The following is a 19,558-nucleotide window of genomic DNA, read 5'->3' as shown; positions in this document are numbered from 1 at the left end:
CCGCGCCGGGGGTGCTTGTCCAGCGGACAAGAGGAGCTGGCATGAGTGAGATCGCAGGGCAGACCGGCCTCCGCGGTACGGCCACAGCCGTCGTCCACGAGTCGTATTCCTTCGCCTGCATGCGTTGCGGGCACGGCTGGGAGCAGTCGTACCAGATAGAGCACCACACGGACGCCGACAACCACGAGTTCGTCATGTATGTGGCGAACGGCCAGGTCGTCCCGTCCCCGCTGAGCCGGCCCGCGTGCCTGAACTGCGACGGCCATGTCGTCCGGATCATGCGTGCGGGGCAGGTCTCCTCGGTGCGGAACGCGGCGCAGCGTTCGCATCAGCGGCCGGTGCAGAGCCTTCCGGACGGAGGGGCCGGCGAGGAGGCGACCGAGGCGGCGGCGACCGAGGCGGCGGCGACGGAGGCCACCGCACAGGTCAGGGAGCCGCACCACTGGCATCTGTCCGATCTCCTGCATCCGTTCCAGCGCAAGGCGAGCTGACCCGGGCGCGAGGCCGGCACGGCATGCCCCTTTCGTAGGATCGGGGCATGCCTTCGAACGCCTCCGGCACCGGCACCTCCGGTACGGCCGACAAGAACGCGGCACCGCCGCTCCCGGAACCCCTCCGGGTGCCGGTCGCCGACTCCCACACCCACCTCGACATGCAGTCCGGCACAGTCGAGCAGGGCCTCGCGAAGGCCGCCTCGGTGGGGGTGACGACCGTCGTCCAGGTCGGCTGCGACATCAAGGGCTCCCGGTGGGCGGCCGAGACCGCCGCCGCGCACGAGAACGTCCACGCGACCGTCGCCCTGCACCCCAACGAAGCCCCGCGCATCGTCCATGGTGACCCTGGGGGCACCTCCCAGCCCCCTGGGGCTGGGGGAGGCTGGTCCAGGCAGGGCGCCCGCAGGGCGGGCGGCGACAGCGCGCTGGACGACGCCCTCGCCGAGATAGACCGGCTGGTGGGACTGCCCCAGGTCAAGGGCGTCGGTGAGACGGGTCTCGACTACTTCCGCACCGGGCCCGAGGGCAAGGCCGCCCAGGAGCGCTCCTTCCGCGCCCATATCGAGATCGCCAAGCGACACCGCAAGGCCCTCGTCATCCACGACCGGGACGCCCACGCCGATGTGCTGCGCGTCCTCAAGGAGGAGGGCGCCCCCGAGCGGACCGTGTTCCACTGCTACTCCGGGGACGCCGAGATGGCCGAGGAGTGCGCCCGCGAGGGCTACTTCATGTCCTTCGCCGGCAACGTCACCTTCAAGAACGCCCAGAACCTGCGGGACGCCCTCGCCGTCGCCCCGCTCGAACTGGTCCTCGTGGAGACCGACGCGCCCTTCCTGACCCCGGCGCCGTACCGCGGACGGCCCAACGCGCCGTATCTCATTCCGGTCACGGTGCGTGCGATGGCCGCCGTGCGCGGTATCGACGAGGACGCGCTGGCGACGGCCCTGGGCGCGAACACGGCCCGTGCCTTCGATTACTGAGAGTGCACATATGGTAACTGACGTATAACGCTCACCGGGGGTCACGCGGAGTGTGATCGCTACTTTGAGTATCCGCGCCGCTTTGGAGAGTGACCGGTGCTCCGCTAGGTTCTGGGGCCCGATCCGGACCCCTCTGGCCCCCTGGAGCGTGTCGGCGTGAGCACATCGCAGTACGAGACGTTTGGCGCGTACGACCCCTATGGTGCGCCCGGCGTGCGCGGGCAGCACGGCGCGCACTGGCTTGGCGTGCATGGGCAAGGCGTGCCGGGTATGCCTGGTGTTCACGGTGCGCCGGGCGCGAGAAGCGCGTACAGGGAGCAAGGCGGGTATCGCGCACCCGGCGTGAACGGCGCACCCGGCGCATCCGGCATGAACGGCGTGCACGACTCCGCGACGCTGGGATACGGCGCGGTCCACGGGGGCGGCGATACGTACCGCCCGGCGTACGAGGTCTCGGCGGGAGCGGGAGGCGCGTCGGCGGCGGCGCGCGCTCACGTGAGTGAGCCGGTGCTTCCACGGCAGAGCGAGCGCGTGCCGGAAGGCGGGGCGCGTGAGGCGGAGGCGCGCGCTGTGGTGGGACGGCGGGCCGCGCGCCGGCGGAAAGCGCGGTACACCCAGCGCCCGGAGTCCGCGGTACGCCGGCTGCTGCCGCAGGCGCTGGTCGTCGCGTTCCTCGCCGGCGGCACCACCGCGTTCCTCGCCAAGGACAAGGCGATCGAGCTGAGCGTCGACGGCAGGCCGCGCACCCTGCACACGTTCGCCGACGACGTGACCGGCCTGCTGGCCGAGGAGGGTGTGCGGGTGGGGGCGCACGACGCGGTGGTGCCCGCCCGCGGCGCGGCCCTGGCCAGCGGGGACGAGGTCGCGGTGCGCTACGGCCGCCCGGTCCGGCTCACCCTGGACGGCCGGCGGCGCGAGGTGTGGACGACGGCACGCACGGTGGAGGGGGCGCTCCAACAGCTGGGGGTGCGTGCCGAGGGCGCGTACCTGTCGACCTCGCGCTCCCAGAACATCGGCCGCGCCGGGCTCGCGCTCGACGTGCGCACCGAGCGCACCGTCACGGTCCTGGCGGACGGCCGGACCCGCACCATCCGCACCAACGCGGCGACCGTCGGCGAGGCCGTCGAGGAGGCCGGGATCACCCTGCACGGTCAGGACACCACCTCCGTCCCGCCGGGCGACTTCCCGCGCGACGGGCAGACGGTGACCGTGCTGCGCGTCAAGGGAAGCAGGGAGGTCCGCGAGGAGGTGATCCCCTTCGAGGTGCGGCGGACGCAGGACCCCGCGCTGTTCAAGGGGACCGAGGTGGTCGAGCAGCTCGGCCGGCCCGGGCTGCGCCGGGTCACGTACTACCTGCGGTCCGTCAACGGCGTCCGGCAGAAGCCGCACCGCGAGACGTCCGAGCTGGTGCGCGAGCCGCGCGCGCAGCTGGTGAACGTCGGCACCAAACCGCACCCGGACTCCGTGAAGGGAGCCGACGGCCTGAACTGGCACGGTCTCGCCGTCTGCGAGTCCGGCGCCCGCCCGCACGCGGTGGACTCCTCCGGGACATACGGCGGGCTCTACCAGTTCGACACCCGCACCTGGCACACCCTCGGCGGCAGCGGGCGCCCGCAGGACGCACCGGCCAAGGAGCAGACGTTCCGCGCGAAGAAGCTCTACGTGAGCCGCGGGGCCACCCCCTGGCCGCACTGCGGGGCGCGACTGCACGGGTGACCGGCGGAGGAGGGGTCCGCCACGGCCCGTACCCTTGTCCCGTGAGCAGCCCCACCCCCGACGCCCTCCTCGGCCCCGCCGACATCCGTGAGCTCGCGGCAGCGCTCGGTGTGCGCCCCACCAAGCAGCGCGGCCAGAACTTCGTGATCGACGCCAACACGGTCCGCCGTATCGTCCGCACCGCCGGGGTCCGCCCGGACGACGTCGTCGTCGAGGTCGGCCCGGGACTAGGGTCCCTCACCCTCGCGCTGCTGGAGGTCGCCGACCGGGTCACCGCCGTCGAGATCGACGGCGTCCTCGCGGGCGCCCTGCCCGCGACGATCACGGCACGCATGCCGGCGCGCGCGGACCGGTTCGCGCTGGTCCACTCCGACGCGATGCACGTCACCGAGCTGCCCGGCCCGGCGCCGACGGCGCTCGTCGCGAACCTGCCGTACAACGTCGCCGTCCCCGTCCTCCTCCACATGCTCGACACCTTCCCGAGCATCGAGCGGACGCTGGTGATGGTGCAGTCCGAGGTCGCCGACCGGCTCGCCGCCGCACCCGGCAACAAGGTGTACGGCGTGCCCTCCGTCAAGGCCAACTGGTACGCCGAGGTGAAGCGCGCCGGTGCCATCGGCCGCAATGTCTTCTGGCCCGCCCCGAACGTCGACAGCGGACTGGTCTCCCTCGTCCGGCGCACCGAACCGGTCAGGACGACGGCCTCCAAGCGGGAGGTCTTCACGGTCGTCGACGCGGCGTTCGCCCAGCGGCGCAAGACCCTGCGGGCCGCGCTCGCCGGATGGGCCGGGTCCGCGGCGGCCGCGGAGGCGGCGCTGGTCGCGGCCGGTGTCTCGCCGCAGGCGCGCGGGGAGTCGCTGACCGTGGAGGAGTTCGCGAGGATCGCCGAGCACAAGGAGTCCGGTAAGTGAGCGTCACGGTACGGGTCCCCGCCAAGGTCAACGTCCAGCTCGCGGTGGGCGCCGCCCGCCCCGACGGCTTCCACGACCTCGCCAACGTCTTCCTCGCCGTCGGCCTCTACGACGAGGTCACGGTCACGCCCGCCGACGAGCTGCGCATCACCTGCGAGGGCCCGGACGCCGACCAGGTCCCCCTGGACCGCACCAACCTCGCCGCCCGCGCCGCCATCGCGCTCGCCGGGCGCCGGGGCATCGAACCGGCCGTGCACATCCACATCGCCAAGGACATCCCGGTGGCCGGCGGCATGGCCGGGGGGAGCGCGGACGGGGCGGGGGCGCTGCTCGCCTGCAACGAGCTCTGGCGCGCGGGCGCCTCCCGCGCGGAACTCCTCGCCATCTGCGCCGACCTGGGCAGCGATGTGCCCTTCAGCCTGGTCGGCGGCGCCGCCCTCGGCACCGGGCGCGGCGAACGGCTCAGCGTCCTCGACGTCGGCGGCACCTTCCACTGGGTCTTCGCGATGGCGGAGCACGGGCTGTCCACCCCGGCCGTCTTCCGCGAGTTCGACCGGCTCGCCGAGGGCCTCGACATCCCCGAGCCCGTCGCCTCCCCCGACCTCCTCGACGCGCTCGCCAAGGGCGACGCCGACGCGCTCGCCGCGGCCGTCTCCAACGACCTCCAGCCCGCCGCCCTCTCCCTCTTCCCGGAACTCGCGGACACGCTCGCCGCGGGCCGCGCGGCCGGCGCCCTCACCGCCCTGGTCTCCGGCTCCGGCCCCACGACCGCGTTCCTGGTCCGCGACCCGGAATCCGCGACCAAGGTCTCCGAGGCGCTCCTGACCTCCGGCACCTGCCGCACAGTACGCACGGCAACGGCCCCGGCACCGGGCGCGAGCGTCCTGCCGGCGGCGCCGGACACCGCCGCCCGCGCTGACGTGTGACAGCGGGGCTCACGGCGATACGTGACAGCAGCGCTTATGCCGACGTGTGACACCAGCGTCCCCGCCGACGCCTGAGCGGCGAGCTCACGCCGTTGTGTGAGCGAGCGCATACGCCAGGCGGGATGGAGAGCGCGCGCCAGGCGGTCGTATCTGACGCATCCCGATGCCGGGGTGCGCTGCATGCTGCCGCACACGCTGGAGCTGGGGGAGAGCCGGCTGGTGGTGCGCCCCGAGAGCCTGAGGGCGGTGTTCGCGCCGACGCGGGATCCCGAGCCCCGCGTGCGGTCGGCGGCGTGCGTCTGGCTGGCGGAGTATCCGGGACACGACCCCGGCATCGCGGACGCGCTGGCCCGACTGGTGCACGAGGAGGACCAGGTCACCCGGATCCACGCCGTGTTCGGACTCGCGCATCAGGACGACCCGCGCTGTGTGGACGCCGAACGGCACATCGGTCCGGTGGATCCGGAGACGTGGTCGGACACCTGGATGCTGTGTGCGGTGGACAGATACCGACAGCGTGCGGCGAAGCGGGCGGCCGGCTCCGGGTGACGCGGTCACCCCGGACGATGACCAAGGACGTCACCAAGGACGTCACCAAGGTTCCCGGCCACCGCGACCGGCCGCGGACCGACCGCCCGGGCCGGACGGCGTACGACCGCCTCGACGAGGCACGCGCGCGTGCGGGCCGAAAACGGCTCGCGGCCGGACGGCCTCCCCGTGCGCATTACGCTGGGAGGCTGACCGTCCCCGTGCGCAGGAGTGAAATGGCCGTCAACCTGGTCAATGTCGAGAACGTCAGCAAGGTCTACGGCACCCGTGCCCTGCTGGACGGCGTCTCGCTCGGCGTGTCGGAGGGCGACCGCATCGGCGTGGTGGGCCGCAATGGCGACGGCAAGACCACCCTCATCCGGATGCTCGCCAAGCAGGAGGAGGCCGACACCGGCCGCGTCACGCACTCCGGCGGACTGCGCAGCGGAGTCCTCACCCAGCACGACTCCCTCGACCCGGCCGCCACCGTCCGGCACGAGGTCATCGGCGACATGGCCGACCACGAGTGGGCCGGCAACGCCAAGGTCAGGGATGTCCTGACCGGTCTCTTCGGCGGCCTGGACCTGCCCGGCTTCCCCAAGGGCCTGGACACCGTCATCGGCCCGCTCTCGGGTGGTGAGCGGCGGCGCATCGCCCTCGCCAAGCTGCTCATCGAGGAACAGGACCTGCTCGTCCTCGACGAGCCCACCAACCACCTCGACGTCGAGGGCATCGCCTGGCTGGCCAAGCACCTGCGCGAGCGCCGCTCGGCCCTCGTCTGCGTGACGCACGACCGGTGGTTCCTCGACCAGGTCTGCACCCGTATGTGGGACGTCCAGCGCGGCGACGTCTACGAGTACGAGGGCGGCTACTCCGACTACGTCTTCGCCCGCGCCGAGCGCGAGCGGATCGCGGCCACCGAGGAGACCAAGCGGCAGAACCTGGTCCGCAAGGAGCTGGCCTGGCTGCGCCGCGGTGCCCCCGCCCGTACCTCCAAGCCGCGCTTCCGCGTCGAGGCCGCCAACGAGCTCATCAAGGACGTGCCGCCGCCGCGCGACACCTCCGAGCTGATGAAGTTCGCCTCGTCCCGGCTCGGCAAGACCGTGTTCGACCTGGAGGACGTGACCGTCCAGGCCGGGCCCAAGGTGCTGCTCAAGCACGTCACCTGGCAGCTCGGCCCCGGCGACCGCATCGGCCTGGTCGGCGTCAACGGCGCCGGCAAGACCTCGCTGCTGCGGGCCATGGCCGAGGCCGCGCGGACCGAGGGCGAGGCGCAGCCGGCGGCCGGCCGGGTCGTCGTCGGCAAGACCGTCAAGCTCGCCTACCTCTCCCAGGAGGTGGCCGAGCTGAACCCCACCACCCGGGTCCTGGAAGCCGTCCAGCAGGTCCGCGAGCGCGTCGACCTCGGCAAGGGGCGTGAGATGACCGCCGGGCAGCTGTGCGAGACGTTCGGGTTCAGCAAGGAGAAGCAGTGGACGCCGGTCGGCGACCTCTCCGGCGGTGAGCGCCGCCGCCTCCAGCTGCTGCGCCTCCTCATGGACGAGCCGAACGTCCTCTTCCTCGACGAGCCCACCAACGACCTCGACATCGAGACCCTCACCCAGCTGGAGGACGTCCTCGACGGCTGGCCGGGCTCGATGATCGTCATCTCCCACGACCGGTTCTTCGTCGAGCGGACCACCGACCGGGTCTTCGCCCTCCTCGGCGACGCCACCCTGCGGATGCTGCCGCGCGGCATCGACGAGTACCTGGAGCGACGGCAGCGCATGGAGGAGACGGTCGCCGCCACCGCCGTCGCCCCCAAGGCCCCCACGGCCGAGCGCAGCGCCGCCGACCAGCGCGCCGCCAAGAAGGAGCTTCAGAAGATCGAGCGTCAGCTGGACCGCGTCTCCGAGAAGGAGACCAAGCTGCACGACCAGATCGCCGCGAACGCCACGGACTTCGCCAAGGTCGCCGAACTCGACGCGCAGTTGCGTGACCTGGCCGGCGAGCGCGAGGAACTGGAGATGCGCTGGCTGGAGCTGGCGGAGGACGCGTAGCGCTTCGCCGGGGGCGCCGAGGATGGGCCCTCGGTCGGCTGCGGGTGTGTCGTGGCTGGTCGCGCCCGCGCGGCGGTAGCCGCATGTCGACACAGCCCCGCGCCCCTACGGGGCGCTCTTGGCAGGGCGCGCGCCTGTCAGGCGACCCGGCCGCCGACGCCCGAGCGTCCCTCGGGTACGGACAGCAGGCCGACGGTCGTCTGATCGCGGACCTCTTCGCCGAGTACGGCGGCCACCGCGTCGGTGATCGCGGCGATCAGGCGTGCGGGGGCGTCCGGGACCTGCGGATGCCGGTAGGCCGCCTCGCGCAGGCTGAGTGTGACGTTCGGGGCGGCCTGGCCGGTCACGGCCCCGCCCGTACCGCGCCGGTGCGGCGGAATGCCGATGAGGTCGACCGCGACCAGCTTGCCGAACCGTTCGCCGTAGACGGAGCCGACCGCGTCCGCGAGTCCGCGGATCAGGCCGTCCTCGGCATGCCCGTCGAGGGCCGTCTCGCTGATGTGCACGGTGAAGTGGGGCATGGTGGAATCTCCGTTCGTGCCCGCGGCTGCGGGCAGGTCGGTTCCTCATACCTTTGAAAGCAAAGCATCTTTGCATTCAAAGGTAAATGGCGAGGGGTGCTGAGGGGTGCGATATGGCCGGATCCGCGGATGACGTGGACGCCACCGTGCGAGAGCTGCTGCTGCTCATGCCCCGGATGGTGAGCCGGGCGAAGCGCATCCCCGTGCCCCGGGCGCTGGAGTCGCTGTCGCTGGCGCCCCGTCATCTCTCCTTGCTGGCCTGTCTGCTGCTCGACGGAACCATGACCGTCAACGAACTGGCCGCGCGTCTGGAACTGGCGCCCACCACGGTCAGCCTGATGGTGGCGGACCTGAGCGCGAAGGGCGTCCTGGACCGCCGGGAGGATCCCGCCGACCGGCGGCGCCGGATCGTGGCCATCGCCCCCGACCAGCACGAGGCGATCGCCGGCTGGCTCGCCCCCGGCGCGGCCGCCTGGCGCCGCGTGCTCACCCCGCTGACCCCGGCGCAGCGCGACCTGTTCGTCGAGACCCTGCGCGCGTACGAGGCCGCGGTGGCGGAGGAACGCGGGCGCTGACCGCCGCGGGCCGTGCGCACCGGCATGAATCGGCCGTGCGCAATCCCCTTGCGTACACCCGGTGATGGGGCCGTGAAGACGCGTAACGGCGGTATCACGGGGCGGTTCTCCCTTGGGAACAGCGGCAGATGTGGCCCCATGGCCTGTCGGTGCCGGGTGGTAGAAAGGTCCGTCTGAGAACTGTCTGAGAACGGCCTCGGGGCCGTCACGAGCCTCAGGCGTGGCTAAAAATCAGTGAACGAGGGGGAAGAGCGCTGATGACTCAGCCGCCCGACCAGCCGCCGCAGGGCGGTTTCGGGGCACCGCAGGACCAGCCGCCGCCGGCCGGTGGCTTCGGTGCCCCGCAACAGCCGCCCGCACAGGGAGGTTTCGGCGCGCCTCCGCCCCTTCCTCCCCAGCCGCCCTATGGATCCCCGGTCCCGCACCAGCAGCCGCACCCCGGATACGGCTACCCGCAGCAGCCCGGACCTTACGCGCAACCGGGCCCGTACGGGCCGCAGCCGGGATACGGGTACCCCCAGCAGCAACCGCCCTACCCCGGTGGGCCGGTGACGACCCCGCCGCCCGGCAGCGGCGCGGGCGGCGGCGGGCCCTTCAAGGGCAGGCCCGCGCTGGTCGTCGCGGCGGCGGTGGCAGGGCTGCTGGTCGTCGGGGGCACGGTGTACGCCGTGACCGGCGGCGGGGGCGGCGGCAAGAAGCCGGTCGCTCAGCAGTCGGACGACCCCAAGGCCTCCGACACCCCGGTCAACCCCGGTGACGGCAGCGGAAACGGCGGCAAGGACCCGGAGAACCTCAACGCGGGCCGCAAGCCCGGCGAGGCCAAGGTGCTCTGGTACAAGTCGGCACCCGACGCGCCCGCGAACGGCGCCGACGCCCCCGGCATGTGGATCACCGGGAAGACGGCGGTGAAGGCGGCGTACAAGCAGGTCTTCGCCTACAACGTGGGCAACGGCAACCCGACCTGGGCCCCGATCACGTTCCCGCAGAAGATCTGCGCGGTCACCGCACACAAGTCGGCGGACGACAAGGTCGTCGTGGCCTACATGAACGGCACCAGCGACCAGGCCAAGTGCAACCAGCTGCAGGAGATCGATCTCGACACGGGCAAGAAGGGCTGGACCGCGACCGTCGCGGACGGCGGGCTGTTCGACAGCGCGCTCAGCATCGCTCTGACGATCAGTGGAAAGACGCTGATGGTCGGCCGTTCCGAGTCGGGCACGGCCTATGACCTTGGCAGCGGCGACAAGTTGTACGACAAGAAGAAGTACGGTGCGGCCTGTTTCCCGACGGCGTTCGCGGGCGGCACGGACCGGCTGGTCGAGGTGGCGTCCTGCGATGCCGGCGGCAGCGACGAACACGACGAGATCTCGCAGCTCGACCCGGCCACCGGCAGGGTCGAGTGGACCCGGCCGGTCAAGAAGGGCTGGCAGGTCCAGCGGACCTACTCCGTCGACCCGCTCGTGGTCTACATGACCAACGAGGACAAGAAGGCCTGGAACATCTCGACGCTGGACGGCAAGGGCACGTTCCGTTCCGAGGTCAAGGTCGACGAGAAGTTCGCGCCCCAGTGCGGCTGGGCGCTCCTCACCCGTGACCTGCAGGGCTGCCAGGGCGTGGCCGCCGACGCCGACACCCTCTACCTGCCGACCGACGTGAGCGGCGGCGCCAACGAGGTCGTCGCGATCAGCCTCGCCGACGGCAGGGCGAAGTGGCGTGTGAAGTCCCCGACGGACGAGTCGATGTACCCGGTCAAGGCCGAGGGCGGCAAGCTCGTCGCGTACGTACGGCCGTCGTACGACGCGGGCGGCCGGGTCGTGTCGATCCCGACCGCCGGCGCGAGCCACAAGGCCACCAGGCTGCTGCAGAACCCGCAGCACAGCGCCGACATCGAGGGCAGTTTCTACGACGGCGCCGTCGACTGGGCCGACGGCCGCTTGTACATCTCCTCCACGCGGCTGAACGGCAGCGACGAAGCGAAGGAGAAGCTGATGATGGCCTTCGGCAACTGAGCGCGTCCCGTTCCGTCCCGCGCCGTCCGCAGTCCGTCAGCCCGCGTCGTCAGCCCGCGCCGTCCGCAACCGTCTCGCGCGCCGTCCTCCGAGGTACCCCGTCATGACCCAGCCGCCCCCTTCGCCGCCCAACCAGCCCCCGCAGCAGCCCGGGTTCGGACCTCCGCAGCAGCCCCAGCCCCCGGCCCCCCAGCCGGGCCACGGCTACCCCCAGCAGCCGCCCCAGCCCGCGCAGCCCGGCTACGGCTATCCGGCCCAGCCCACCACGGGCCCCAACCCCTATGCCCAGCAGTCCGGTTACGGCTACCCGGGGTACCCGGGCGGCCCCACCGCGCCCACCATGCCGATCCCGGCCAAGCCGAAGAACAACGCCGCGCTGTTCATCGTCATCGCCGCGGTCGTCGCGATCGCGCTGATCGTCGGCGGCGGCATCTGGTACGCCCACTCCTCCGGCGGCGACGGGAAGAAGGACGACACCGCGAGCTCCGGCGGCGGCACCGGCGGAAAGGACACCGGCAAGGACGGTGCGGACGGCAAGGGCACCGAGAAGGTGCCCGCGGACACCACCTCCAAGGTCCTCTTCCAGGTCCCGCTGCCCACGACGAAGGACACGACGGTCACCGCCGGTTCCTGGCTCACCGACAAGGTGTACGCGAAGAGCGGCGTCGGCCGGATCGTCGGCTACGACCCCGACTCGGGCGCCAGGCTGTGGACGGTCCCGCTGCCCGGCCCGGTCTGCTATGCCAGCGGGCGCGTCAGCGCGGACGGCAGGACGGCGGTCGTCTTCCAGCCGAGGACGCCCCCCAAGGGCTCCTCGGCGGGCTGCAGCCAGGTCGCCGCGATCGACCTGAACGCCGGCAAACGGCTGTGGACGAAGTCGATCAAGTCCGGTGACGTAGCGGTCGACTTCAACAATGTGACGGTCGCCCAGCAGACGGTCGCGGTCGGCGGCACCAGCGGCGGCGCCGCCTTCGACCTCTCCTCCGGCACGGTCCGGTGGCAGCCGAAGCCGGGCGACGGCTGCTACGACGCCGGTTACGGCGGCGGCACCAAGCTGGTCGCGGTCCGCAGGTGCGGAAGCGGCGACACCGGACAGCTGCACATCCAGACCCTCGACCCGGTCTCCGGCAAGGTGATCTCCGAGTACACGATGACGTCGGGCATCGACTACGCCAGCGTCGTGTCGACCGACCCGCTGGTGGTGGCCGCCGACGTCAACGACAGCGCGGGCGACGGCAGCGGCTTCTCGGACGTCTTCTCCATCGACAACAGGACCGGCAGGCTGCGCACCCGTATCTCCACCCCGGGCAGCTCGTACGCGGTCCGCTGCGACGGCATCTACGAGGTGGAGAAGTGCAAGGGCGTGACGGTCGGCAACGACCGGCTGTACCTGGCCACCGAGGAGCACGACGGCAGCGGCGACGGCACGAGGACCAACGAGATCGTCGCCTTCGACCTGGCCACCGGCGAGCAGACCGGCCAGCGCGCCGACGCCGGCAACGGCTACACGATCACGCCCCTGCGCATGGACGGTCCGAACGTGATCGCGTACAAGAACGCGCCGTACGACAAGGGCGGTCAGATCGTCAGTATCGACGGCGGTTCGTTCAAGGAGACCAAACTGCTGGAGAACCCGGTGACCGTGGCGGTCAAGGCGATCGAGACCAGCCTGTCGCCCGACTACGCTGAGGTCCTCTACTCCCAGGGGCACCTGTACATGTCGGCCGTGTACGCCCGTACCGCGAGTTCGTCGTCGGCGGGCAAGGAGTATCTCGTCGCCGCGTTCGGTACGGGTGGCTGACACCTCGTCAAGCGGCCGCACCCGGCATCACCCGGTACGCGCTCTTCACCCGCGAATACCAGAAAAGCAAGAGATTCCTCCGATCCGGGGCACTTCTCATCGGTAGGGGCAGCGCAACGTCGAACAAGCGTGTAGCTTCCGGGGGCATGAAGGACGAGGTGCCGGGGGGCCCTCTGTCCATGCGGACCAGTGGGCATCCATAGTGGGGCATCCATTGGGGGGACTGGGGGGTTGCTCTATGGGAGTGCGGCTCATGGTGGTCGACGACCACCGGCTGCTCGCCGAGGCGCTGGCCTCGGCGCTGAAACTGCGCGGCCACCGCGTGCTCGCGGCGGCCGCGCCGGCCGCGGGCGCGGCGGAGCTGGTGATCACACGGGCGCCCGAGGTGTGCCTGCTCGGTACGGCGACACCGGCCGAGCCGGGGATCTTCGACCCGGTGGTACGGATCAAGAAGGAACGCCCGCAGGTCGCGGTCCTGGTGCTGGGCCCGGTGCCGTCCCCGCGCGGCATCGCGGCGGCGTTCGCCGCGGGTGCGTCGGGCTATGTACGGCACGACGAGCGGATAGAGGGCGTCGAGCGGGCGATCATGAAAGCGCGGGCGGGTGAGGCGGCCGTCGCGCCCGCCCTCCTCCAGGGCGCGTTCAGCGAACTCCTCAACCCCGCCGCCCAGCCGGACGACGAGGGCCAGCGCCTCCTCCAGATACTCACCCCGAGGGAGGTCGAGGTCCTGGTGCGCGTCGCCGACGGCGAGGACACCAGGCTGATCGCCGCCGGCATGGGCATCGCCCCGAGCACGGCCCGCACCCATGTGCAGAGGGTCCTGATGAAACTGGGCGTGGGATCGAGACTGGAGGCGGCGGCACTGGCGGCGCGCACTGGTCTGCTGGACAGGGCGGGACCTCTCAACGGCGGGAGCGAGATTCCCTAGGGGCGCGAGGAACTGCGCGACCAGCCCCCGTACACCCGCGGCCGAACAACCACCGGCAGCTAGTTCTCGGCCTCCTCCACCGGAGGCACCGGCGGTGGAGTCGGCCGCAGCCGCAGCCACACCAGGAAGAACACCCCGAGCAGCAGCATCCCGATGCCCGTCCACAGGTTGATGTTGATCCCCTGCGCCTTGTCGATCTCGGCCTGCGAGTCCGTGATCCCGGCGATCGTGACGATGATCCCGTACAGCACGAACAGCCCACCGATGATCCGCCGCAGGTCGAAGATCCGCGCGGCGGTCGTGGACCTGCTCTCCAGCTCGGTCACCTCGCGCTGGACGTCCTGCTCGGAGTAGTGGAACCCGGAGTGCTCCGGGCGCCCGGAGTCGTCGTTCATGGTGCCTCCATTCTTCAGCGGCGGCGATCAGATCGAGAACGGGATGTAGCAGAGGGCCGCGAGGACCACCGCTCCCCAGCCCAGCAGCGCCGGCCTGCGGTACCACGCCTCGTCGCCGGGCGCGGGCGCCTCGGTCATGCCGGGGGAGCGCGTGCCGTAGACCAGGCCCGCGAGCTCGGCCTCCGGCTTGGGCGCGGTGAACAGGGACACGATCACCATCACCACCGCGCCGGCGACGAAGCCCGCGATCGCGGAGACGAAGTTGGCGCCCTGGTCGGTGGGGATGTCGATGATGTGCCGCTTGTAGAGGACGAAGTAGTTGACCATCGCGGTCACCGTCCCGGCGAGCAGCCCCCAGAAGCCGGATTTCGCCGAGGCGCGCTTCCAGAACATGCCGACGATGAAGACGACGAACATCGGCACGTTGAAGAAGGAGAACAGCGTCTGGAGGTAGCTCATGATGTTCGAGAACGACGACGCGAGGAACGCCGTACCGACGGACGCGCAGACGCCGATCACGGTGATGAGGCGTCCGAAGCGCACGTAGTACGCGTCCTCCTCGCCCCTGACCACGTACTTCGCCCAGATGTCCGTCGTGAAGACGGTGTTGAAGGACGACACGTTGGCCGCCATGCCGGCCATGAAGGCCGCCAGCAGACCGGTGACCGCGATGCCGAGGACGCCGTTGGGGAGCAGCTGCGACATCAGGTACGGGATCGCGTCGTTGTACTGGAGGCCGGACCCGGACCTGCCGATGTCCGGCACCAGCGCGGCGGCGACCAGGCCCGGGATCATCACCAGGAAGACGATGAAGATCTTCGGGTACGCGGCGATCAGCGGGGTGCGCTGGGCGGCGGAGAGGTTCTTCGCCGACAGGGCGCGCTGGACCTCGGCGAAGTTCGTCGTCCAGTAGCCGAAGGAGAGCACGAAGCCGAGGCCGAGGACGATCGTCAGCCAGTTCGCGCCGAGCGGGTTGACGGAGCCGATGCCGGTGCCGCCCCAGGCGGTCGTGAAGTGGTGGCCGTGGGTGGCGGTGAGCTTGTCGACCAGGCCGTCCCAGCCGCCGGCCCTCTTCAGGCCGAGCACGGACAGCGGGATCAGGGCGGCCAGGATCACGAAGAACTGCAGCACCTCGTTGTAGATGGCCGAGGAGAGACCGCCGAGGGTGATGTACGCCAGCACGAACGCGCCCGCCACCACGATCGCCACCCACTGCGGCCAGCCCAGCAGCGCCTCGACGACGATCGCGAGGGCGTACAGGTTGACGCCCGCGATGAGGATGGCGGCGAAGGCGAACAGGATCGAACTGAGCAGGTGTGCGGCTCTGTCGAAGCGGAGCAGCAGCATCTCGGGGACCGAGCGGACCTTGCTGCCGTAATAGAAGGGCATCATCACCAGGCCGAGGAAGACCATGGCCGGAATCGCGCCGATCCAGTACCAGTGCACGGTGTACGCGCCGTACTGCGCGCTGTTCGCGGCCATGCCGAGGATCTCGGTGGCGGCCAGGTTCGCCGAGATGAACGCGAGGCCGGTGATCCAGGCGGGCAGCGACCGCCCGGAGAGGAAGAAGTCGAGGCTCGTCCTCACCGAGCGGCGGGCCGCGAAGCCGATGCCCAGGACGACCACGAAGTAGATCGCGAGGATCGTGTAGTCCAGGCCGTTGGTGGGGAGCCGCAGCTCCGCCGCGAGGTCCGCCGTGAGACGTGTGGGGTATTCATGGGTATTTGTGTGGTTCTGCACCCAGTAATTCAACACTTTCGTTGTCTCACCTTGATTGATTGCGATGTTGACTGTCGTGGTGAGTTGTGTTTTGGTGTGTTCGGTTCTGTTTGAAGGTTGGCTGACTCGAACAACGCTCGAAATTCGGGAGTCCGCAGTGAAGAAGACCTCGACCCGGTTGGCCGACGGTCGCGAGCTCATCTACTACGACCTGCGCGACGACACCGTGCGGGACGCGGTGGACCGGCGTCCCCTGGAGCGGACGCACACCACCTCCGAGATCCGCCGCGATGTGCTGCTCGGCGACCAGGTCGCCATCGCCTCGCACCGGCAGGGCCGCACCTACCACCCGCCGGCCGACCAGTGCCCGCTGTGCCCGACCAAGGGCGACCGGCTGAGCGAGATCCCGGACTCGTCGTACGACGTGGTGGTCTTCGAGAACCGGTTCCCCTCGCTGGCCGGCGACTCCGGGCGGTGCGAGGTGGTCTGCTTCACCTCGGACCACGACGCGTCCTTCGCGAGCCTCACCGAGGAGCAGGCGCGCCTGGTCCTGGACGCGTGGACCGACCGGACGTCGGAGCTGTCTCATCTCCCCTCCGTCGAGCAGGTGTTCTGCTTCGAGAACCGCGGCGAGGAGATCGGCGTGACGCTCGGTCACCCGCACGGCCAGATCTACGCCTACCCGTTCACCACCCCGCGCACCGCCCTGATGCTGCGTTCACTCGCGGCCCACAAGGAGGCCACCGGCGGCGAGAACCTCTTCGACGCCGTCCTGGAGCGGGAACTCGGCGGCGAGCGGGTCGTCCTTGAGGGTGAACACTGGGTCGCCTTCGTGCCGTACGCGGCACACTGGCCCTACGAGGTCCACCTGTACCCCAAGCACCGGGTCCCCGACCTGCTCGCACTCGACGAGGCGGCACGCTCAGAGTTCCCCCAGGTTTATCTGGAACTCTTGAGGCGCTTCGACCGTATCTTCGGCGAGGGTGAGCCTCCCACGCCCTACATCGCCGCCTGGCACCAGGCGCCGTTCGGGACGCTGGAGGAGTTCGAGGGCGTCACGCGCGACGACTTCGCGCTCCACCTCGAGCTTTTCACCATCCGCCGAACGTCCGGCAAGCTGAAGTTTCTCGCGGGTTCCGAATCCGGCATGAGTGTGTTCATCAACGACGTGCCGCCGGAGCGCGCGGCCGAGCGACTGCGAGAGGTAGCGAGTTGATGAAGTACCTGGTGACGGGCGGGGCGGGATACGTCGGCAGCGTGGTCGCCCAGCACCTGCTGGAGGCGGGCCACGAGGTCACCGTCCTGGACAACCTCTCCACCGGCTTCCGCGAGGGCGTCCCGGCGGGCGCCGCCTTCGTCGAGGGCGACATCCGCGACGCCGCCAAGTGGCTGGACTCCTCCTACGAGGCGGTGCTGCACTTCGCCGCGTTCTCCCAGGTCGGCGAGTCGGTCGTGAAGCCCGAGAAGTACTGGGACAACAACGTCGGCGGCACCATGGCGCTGCTCGGCGCGATGCGCGAGGCGGGCGTGCGCAAGCTCGTCTTCTCCTCCACGGCGGCCACCTACGGCGAGCCGGAGCAGGTCCCGATCGTCGAGACCGCGCCGACCAGCCCCACCAACCCGTACGGCGCCACCAAGCTCGCCGTCGACCACATGATCACCGGCGAGGCCGCCGCCCACGGCCTGGGCGCGGTCTCCCTGCGCTACTTCAACGTGGCCGGGGCGTACGGCGCGCAGGGCGAGCGGCACGACCCCGAGTCGCACCTGATCCCGCTGGTCCTCCAGGTCGCCCAGGGCCGCCGCGAGGCCATCTCGGTCTTCGGCGACGACTACCCGACGCCCGACGGCACCTGCGTCCGCGACTACATCCACGTCGCCGACCTCGCCGACGCCCACCTGCTGGCCCTGACCGCCGCACAGCCCGGCGAGCACCTGATCTGCAACCTGGGCAACGGCGAGGGCTTCTCGGTCCGCGAGGTCATCGAGACGGTCCGGCAGGTCACCGGCCACCCGATCCCCGAGGTCGTGGCCCCCCGCCGGGGCGGCGACCCGGCGGTCCTGGTCGCCTCGGCGGCCACCGCCCGCGAGAAGCTGGGCTGGAACCCGACCCGCGCGGACCTCGCGGGGATCGTCGCGGACGCCTGGGAGTTCGCGCAGCACATCAGCGCAGCAAGGGAGCAGTAAGTGGGGGCACAGCAGGTGCACGACGGTTTCGTGGAGCTCTACGGAACCGCGCCCGACGGCGTCTGGTCGGCGCCCGGCCGGGTCAACCTGATCGGCGAGCACACCGACTACAACGACGGCTTCGTGATGCCGTTCGCGCTGCCGCACGTGACGACGGCCGCGGTCGCCCGCCGCACCGACGGCGTGCTGCGCCTGCACTCCTCGGACATCGAGGGCGGGGTCGTCGAACTCGCCCTGGACGCCCTGGAGCCCGGCACCGACCAGGAGTGGACGGCGTACCCGGCGGGCGTGGTCTGGGCGCTGCGCGAGGCCGGCCACCCGGTCACCGGCGCCGACGTCCACCTCGCCTCCACGGTCCCGACCGGCGCGGGCCTGTCCTCCTCCGCGGCCCTGGAGGTGGTGATCGCCCTCGCGCTGAACGACCTGTACGAACTGGGCCTGCAGCGCTGGCAGCTGGCCCGGCTGTGCCAGCGCGCGGAGAACGTGTACGTGGGCGCGCCGACCGGCATCATGGACCAGACCGCGTCCGCCTGCTGCGAGGCCGGGCACGCCCTGTTCCTGGACACCCGGGACCTCTCGCAGAAGCAGATCCCCTTCGACCTCGCGGCCGAGGGCATGCGGCTGCTGGTCGTCGACACCCAGGTCAAGCACGCCCACAGCGGCGGCGAGTACGGCAAGCGCCGCGCGGGCTGCGAGAAGGGCGCGGCCCTGCTCGGGGTGGACGCGCTGCGGGACATCCCCTACGACGAGCTGGACTCCGCGCTCGACCGCCTCGGCGACGAGGAGGAGGTGCGGCGCCTGGTCCGCCATGTCGTCACCGAGGACCAGCGGGTGGAGCGGGTGGTGGCCCTCCTGGAGGCGGGCGACACCCGCGCCATCGGCCCGGTCCTCACCGCGGGCCACGCCTCGCTGCGCGACGACTTCCGGATCTCCTGCCCGGAGCTGGACCTGGTCGTCGACACCGCCCTCGCCTCCGGCGCCCTGGGCGCCCGGATGACCGGCGGCGGCTTCGGCGGCTCGGCGATCGTCCTCGCGGAGGCGGCCGACGTCGACACCATCACCAAGGCGGTCGAGGAGGCCTTCGCGGCGGGCGGCTTCAAGGCACCGCGGACGTTCGAGGCGGTGCCTTCGGCGGGGGCGCGGCGGGAGGTCTGAGCGTCAGCCCAGCCGCTTCACGAAGGTGTACTCGGTGATCCCGGGCGGATAGTCCGGGATCACGCACACCACGTCGTAGCCCTGCTTCCGGTAGAACTCCGGGGCCTGGAAGTCCCAGGTCTCCAGCCGGGCGCCGGTGCAGCCGCGGTTCCTCCCGGCGATGCGCTCCGCCTCGGCCAGCAGCCGGCCGCCCAGGCCCGCGCCGCGGTGCCGGCCGTCCACCCACAGATAGGTGACATGCAGCCAGGTCGTCCAGGTGTGGCCGACCAGACCGCCTGCCAGTTCGCCCGAGCGTTCGTCCATCGCCCACACGTGCAAAGGCGCTTCGCGTTCGCCGGGGGTGCCGCGCAGGGCGGCGAGGACCGGGGACGCGGCCGTGTTGGTGTCCCGCAGCCTGGTGCGGAGCAGATCCCGCCGTTCCCTGTCGACTTCCGCCTCAATACGAAACATGCGGCACACCATAAACGCGTCGGCCGGGCAGTTCTGCAAATTGCCTTCCGCTCCGGGCCCCCGGCCGTACTCTGAGGAGCGGTACCGGTGGGGGCCGGTGCTGATCAGGGGGCGAGACAAGTCGGGTACGACGCCCGCGCTGGGGGTAGCAGTTCAGGCACGGCGGCGGCTGTGCGGTTCCACCCTCCCGCGGGTGTCGTGTCCGCATAGTTCGTCGTTCTCCGGAC

18 protein-coding genes are annotated in these 19,558 nt (G+C 71.1%); 14 read left to right on the top strand and 4 right to left on the bottom strand.

Features of this window, described 5'->3' with window-relative positions:
• The first annotated feature begins 41 nt into the window (after positions 1-41).
• From ACIRR9_RS13340 to ACIRR9_RS13310, 7 genes are all read left to right on the top strand, one after another.
• Entirely contained in the window at positions 42-491 is a 450-nt protein-coding gene (locus ACIRR9_RS13340; protein WP_403254522.1) for a hypothetical protein, read from the top strand.
• A gap of 47 nt (positions 492-538) precedes the next feature.
• Positions 539-1,474: a TatD family hydrolase gene (locus ACIRR9_RS13335; protein ID WP_403750717.1), complete on the top strand. Its 936-nt coding sequence runs from the start codon at positions 539-541 to the stop codon at positions 1,472-1,474.
• 369 nt (positions 1,475-1,843) lie between these two features.
• Complete coding sequence (locus ACIRR9_RS13330; RefSeq protein ID WP_403751176.1) at positions 1,844-3,190, top strand: ubiquitin-like domain-containing protein; 1,347 nt, start codon at positions 1,844-1,846, stop codon at positions 3,188-3,190.
• Between the two features lie 41 nt (positions 3,191-3,231).
• Positions 3,232-4,101, top strand: a complete 870-nt coding sequence (gene rsmA / locus ACIRR9_RS13325; protein WP_403750715.1) for a 16S rRNA (adenine(1518)-N(6)/adenine(1519)-N(6))-dimethyltransferase RsmA — start codon at positions 3,232-3,234, stop codon at positions 4,099-4,101.
• A complete protein-coding gene (locus ACIRR9_RS13320; RefSeq protein ID WP_403750713.1) occupies positions 4,098-5,027 on the top strand; it encodes a 4-(cytidine 5'-diphospho)-2-C-methyl-D-erythritol kinase in 930 nt (309 codons plus the stop codon). The genes rsmA and ACIRR9_RS13320 overlap by 4 nt, the downstream gene beginning before the upstream one ends.
• Positions 5,028-5,207: 180 nt before the next feature.
• Positions 5,208-5,576 (top strand): hypothetical protein, encoded by a 369-nt coding sequence (locus tag ACIRR9_RS13315; RefSeq protein WP_403750711.1) that lies wholly within the window; start codon positions 5,208-5,210, stop codon positions 5,574-5,576.
• 215 nt (positions 5,577-5,791) lie between these two features.
• Complete coding sequence (locus tag ACIRR9_RS13310; protein ID WP_403751174.1) at positions 5,792-7,594, top strand: ABC-F family ATP-binding cassette domain-containing protein; 1,803 nt, start codon at positions 5,792-5,794, stop codon at positions 7,592-7,594.
• A 137-nt stretch (positions 7,595-7,731) separates the two neighbouring features.
• On the opposite strand, the gene ACIRR9_RS13305 is transcribed toward ACIRR9_RS13310, so the two are convergent.
• Positions 7,732-8,115, bottom strand: a complete 384-nt coding sequence (locus ACIRR9_RS13305; RefSeq protein ID WP_403750709.1) for a hypothetical protein — start codon at positions 8,113-8,115, stop codon at positions 7,732-7,734.
• Between the two features lie 113 nt (positions 8,116-8,228).
• Between ACIRR9_RS13305 and ACIRR9_RS13300 the strand changes: the two genes are divergently transcribed.
• From ACIRR9_RS13300 to ACIRR9_RS13285, 4 genes are all read left to right on the top strand, one after another.
• Positions 8,229-8,690: a MarR family winged helix-turn-helix transcriptional regulator gene (locus ACIRR9_RS13300; protein WP_384560032.1), complete on the top strand. Its 462-nt coding sequence runs from the start codon at positions 8,229-8,231 to the stop codon at positions 8,688-8,690.
• A 257-nt stretch (positions 8,691-8,947) separates the two neighbouring features.
• The gene (locus ACIRR9_RS13295) at positions 8,948-10,699 is read left to right on the top strand and encodes a PQQ-binding-like beta-propeller repeat protein (RefSeq protein WP_403750707.1); all 1,752 of its coding nucleotides are present in this window, start codon (positions 8,948-8,950) and stop codon (positions 10,697-10,699) included.
• A gap of 103 nt (positions 10,700-10,802) precedes the next feature.
• On the top strand, positions 10,803-12,500 hold the full coding sequence (locus ACIRR9_RS13290; RefSeq protein WP_403750705.1) for a PQQ-binding-like beta-propeller repeat protein: 1,698 nt from the start codon (positions 10,803-10,805) through the stop codon (positions 12,498-12,500).
• Positions 12,501-12,738: 238 nt separating this feature from the next.
• A complete protein-coding gene (locus ACIRR9_RS13285) occupies positions 12,739-13,428 on the top strand; it encodes a LuxR C-terminal-related transcriptional regulator (RefSeq protein ID WP_316769797.1) in 690 nt (229 codons plus the stop codon).
• Between the two features lie 59 nt (positions 13,429-13,487).
• Here ACIRR9_RS13285 and ACIRR9_RS13280 read toward each other — a convergent pair whose 3' ends face one another.
• Entirely contained in the window at positions 13,488-13,823 is a 336-nt protein-coding gene (locus ACIRR9_RS13280; protein ID WP_403750703.1) for a hypothetical protein, read from the bottom strand.
• A 27-nt stretch (positions 13,824-13,850) separates the two neighbouring features.
• Positions 13,851-15,563 carry a sodium:solute symporter family protein gene (locus ACIRR9_RS13275; protein ID WP_403750701.1) on the bottom strand — a complete coding sequence of 571 codons (1,713 nt, stop codon included), beginning with the start codon at positions 15,561-15,563 and terminating at the stop codon, positions 13,851-13,853.
• A 136-nt stretch (positions 15,564-15,699) separates the two neighbouring features.
• Here ACIRR9_RS13275 and galT point away from each other — a divergent pair, with 136 nt between their 5' ends.
• From galT to galK, 3 genes are read left to right on the top strand one after another with little or no spacing between them, the layout of a single operon-like run.
• Positions 15,700-16,758: a galactose-1-phosphate uridylyltransferase gene (gene galT / locus ACIRR9_RS13270; RefSeq protein ID WP_403750699.1), complete on the top strand. Its 1,059-nt coding sequence runs from the start codon at positions 15,700-15,702 to the stop codon at positions 16,756-16,758.
• Positions 16,758-17,726, top strand: coding sequence for a UDP-glucose 4-epimerase GalE (gene galE / locus ACIRR9_RS13265; protein ID WP_403750698.1), 969 nt, complete (start codon positions 16,758-16,760; stop codon positions 17,724-17,726). Before galT ends, galE begins: the two co-directional genes overlap by 1 nt.
• Positions 17,727-18,881, top strand: coding sequence for a galactokinase (gene galK, locus ACIRR9_RS13260; RefSeq protein WP_403750696.1), 1,155 nt, complete (start codon positions 17,727-17,729; stop codon positions 18,879-18,881).
• A gap of 3 nt (positions 18,882-18,884) precedes the next feature.
• On the opposite strand, the gene ACIRR9_RS13255 is transcribed toward galK, so the two are convergent.
• Positions 18,885-19,343: a GNAT family N-acetyltransferase gene (locus tag ACIRR9_RS13255; protein ID WP_403751172.1), complete on the bottom strand. Its 459-nt coding sequence runs from the start codon at positions 19,341-19,343 to the stop codon at positions 18,885-18,887.
• Positions 19,344-19,558 lie beyond the last annotated feature (215 nt).

This window comes from Streptomyces sp. NPDC101234 (assembly GCF_044767525.1).
Lineage (GTDB): Bacteria > Actinomycetota > Actinomycetes > Streptomycetales > Streptomycetaceae > Streptomyces > Streptomyces sasae.
Note: the sequence above shows the minus strand (reverse complement) of the source record. Positions and strands in the feature narration are given on the sequence as shown.

Coding starts and splice junctions, on each gene's coding strand:
- ACIRR9_RS13340 (WP_403254522.1), top strand. CDS start 42: ATGAGTGAGATCGCAGGGCAGACCGGCCTCCGCGGTACGGCCACAGCC.
- ACIRR9_RS13335 (WP_403750717.1), top strand. CDS start 539: ATGCCTTCGAACGCCTCCGGCACCGGCACCTCCGGTACGGCCGACAAG.
- ACIRR9_RS13330 (WP_403751176.1), top strand. CDS start 1,844: ATGAACGGCGTGCACGACTCCGCGACGCTGGGATACGGCGCGGTCCAC.
- ACIRR9_RS13315 (WP_403750711.1), top strand. CDS start 5,208: ATGCTGCCGCACACGCTGGAGCTGGGGGAGAGCCGGCTGGTGGTGCGC.
- ACIRR9_RS13310 (WP_403751174.1), top strand. CDS start 5,792: ATGGCCGTCAACCTGGTCAATGTCGAGAACGTCAGCAAGGTCTACGGC.
- ACIRR9_RS13305 (WP_403750709.1), bottom strand. CDS start 8,115: ATGCCCCACTTCACCGTGCACATCAGCGAGACGGCCCTCGACGGGCAT.
- ACIRR9_RS13300 (WP_384560032.1), top strand. CDS start 8,229: ATGGCCGGATCCGCGGATGACGTGGACGCCACCGTGCGAGAGCTGCTG.
- ACIRR9_RS13295 (WP_403750707.1), top strand. CDS start 8,948: ATGACTCAGCCGCCCGACCAGCCGCCGCAGGGCGGTTTCGGGGCACCG.
- ACIRR9_RS13290 (WP_403750705.1), top strand. CDS start 10,803: ATGACCCAGCCGCCCCCTTCGCCGCCCAACCAGCCCCCGCAGCAGCCC.
- ACIRR9_RS13285 (WP_316769797.1), top strand. CDS start 12,739: ATGGGAGTGCGGCTCATGGTGGTCGACGACCACCGGCTGCTCGCCGAG.
- ACIRR9_RS13280 (WP_403750703.1), bottom strand. CDS start 13,823: ATGAACGACGACTCCGGGCGCCCGGAGCACTCCGGGTTCCACTACTCC.
- galE (WP_403750698.1), top strand. CDS start 16,758: ATGAAGTACCTGGTGACGGGCGGGGCGGGATACGTCGGCAGCGTGGTC.
- ACIRR9_RS13255 (WP_403751172.1), bottom strand. CDS start 19,343: ATGGTGTGCCGCATGTTTCGTATTGAGGCGGAAGTCGACAGGGAACGG.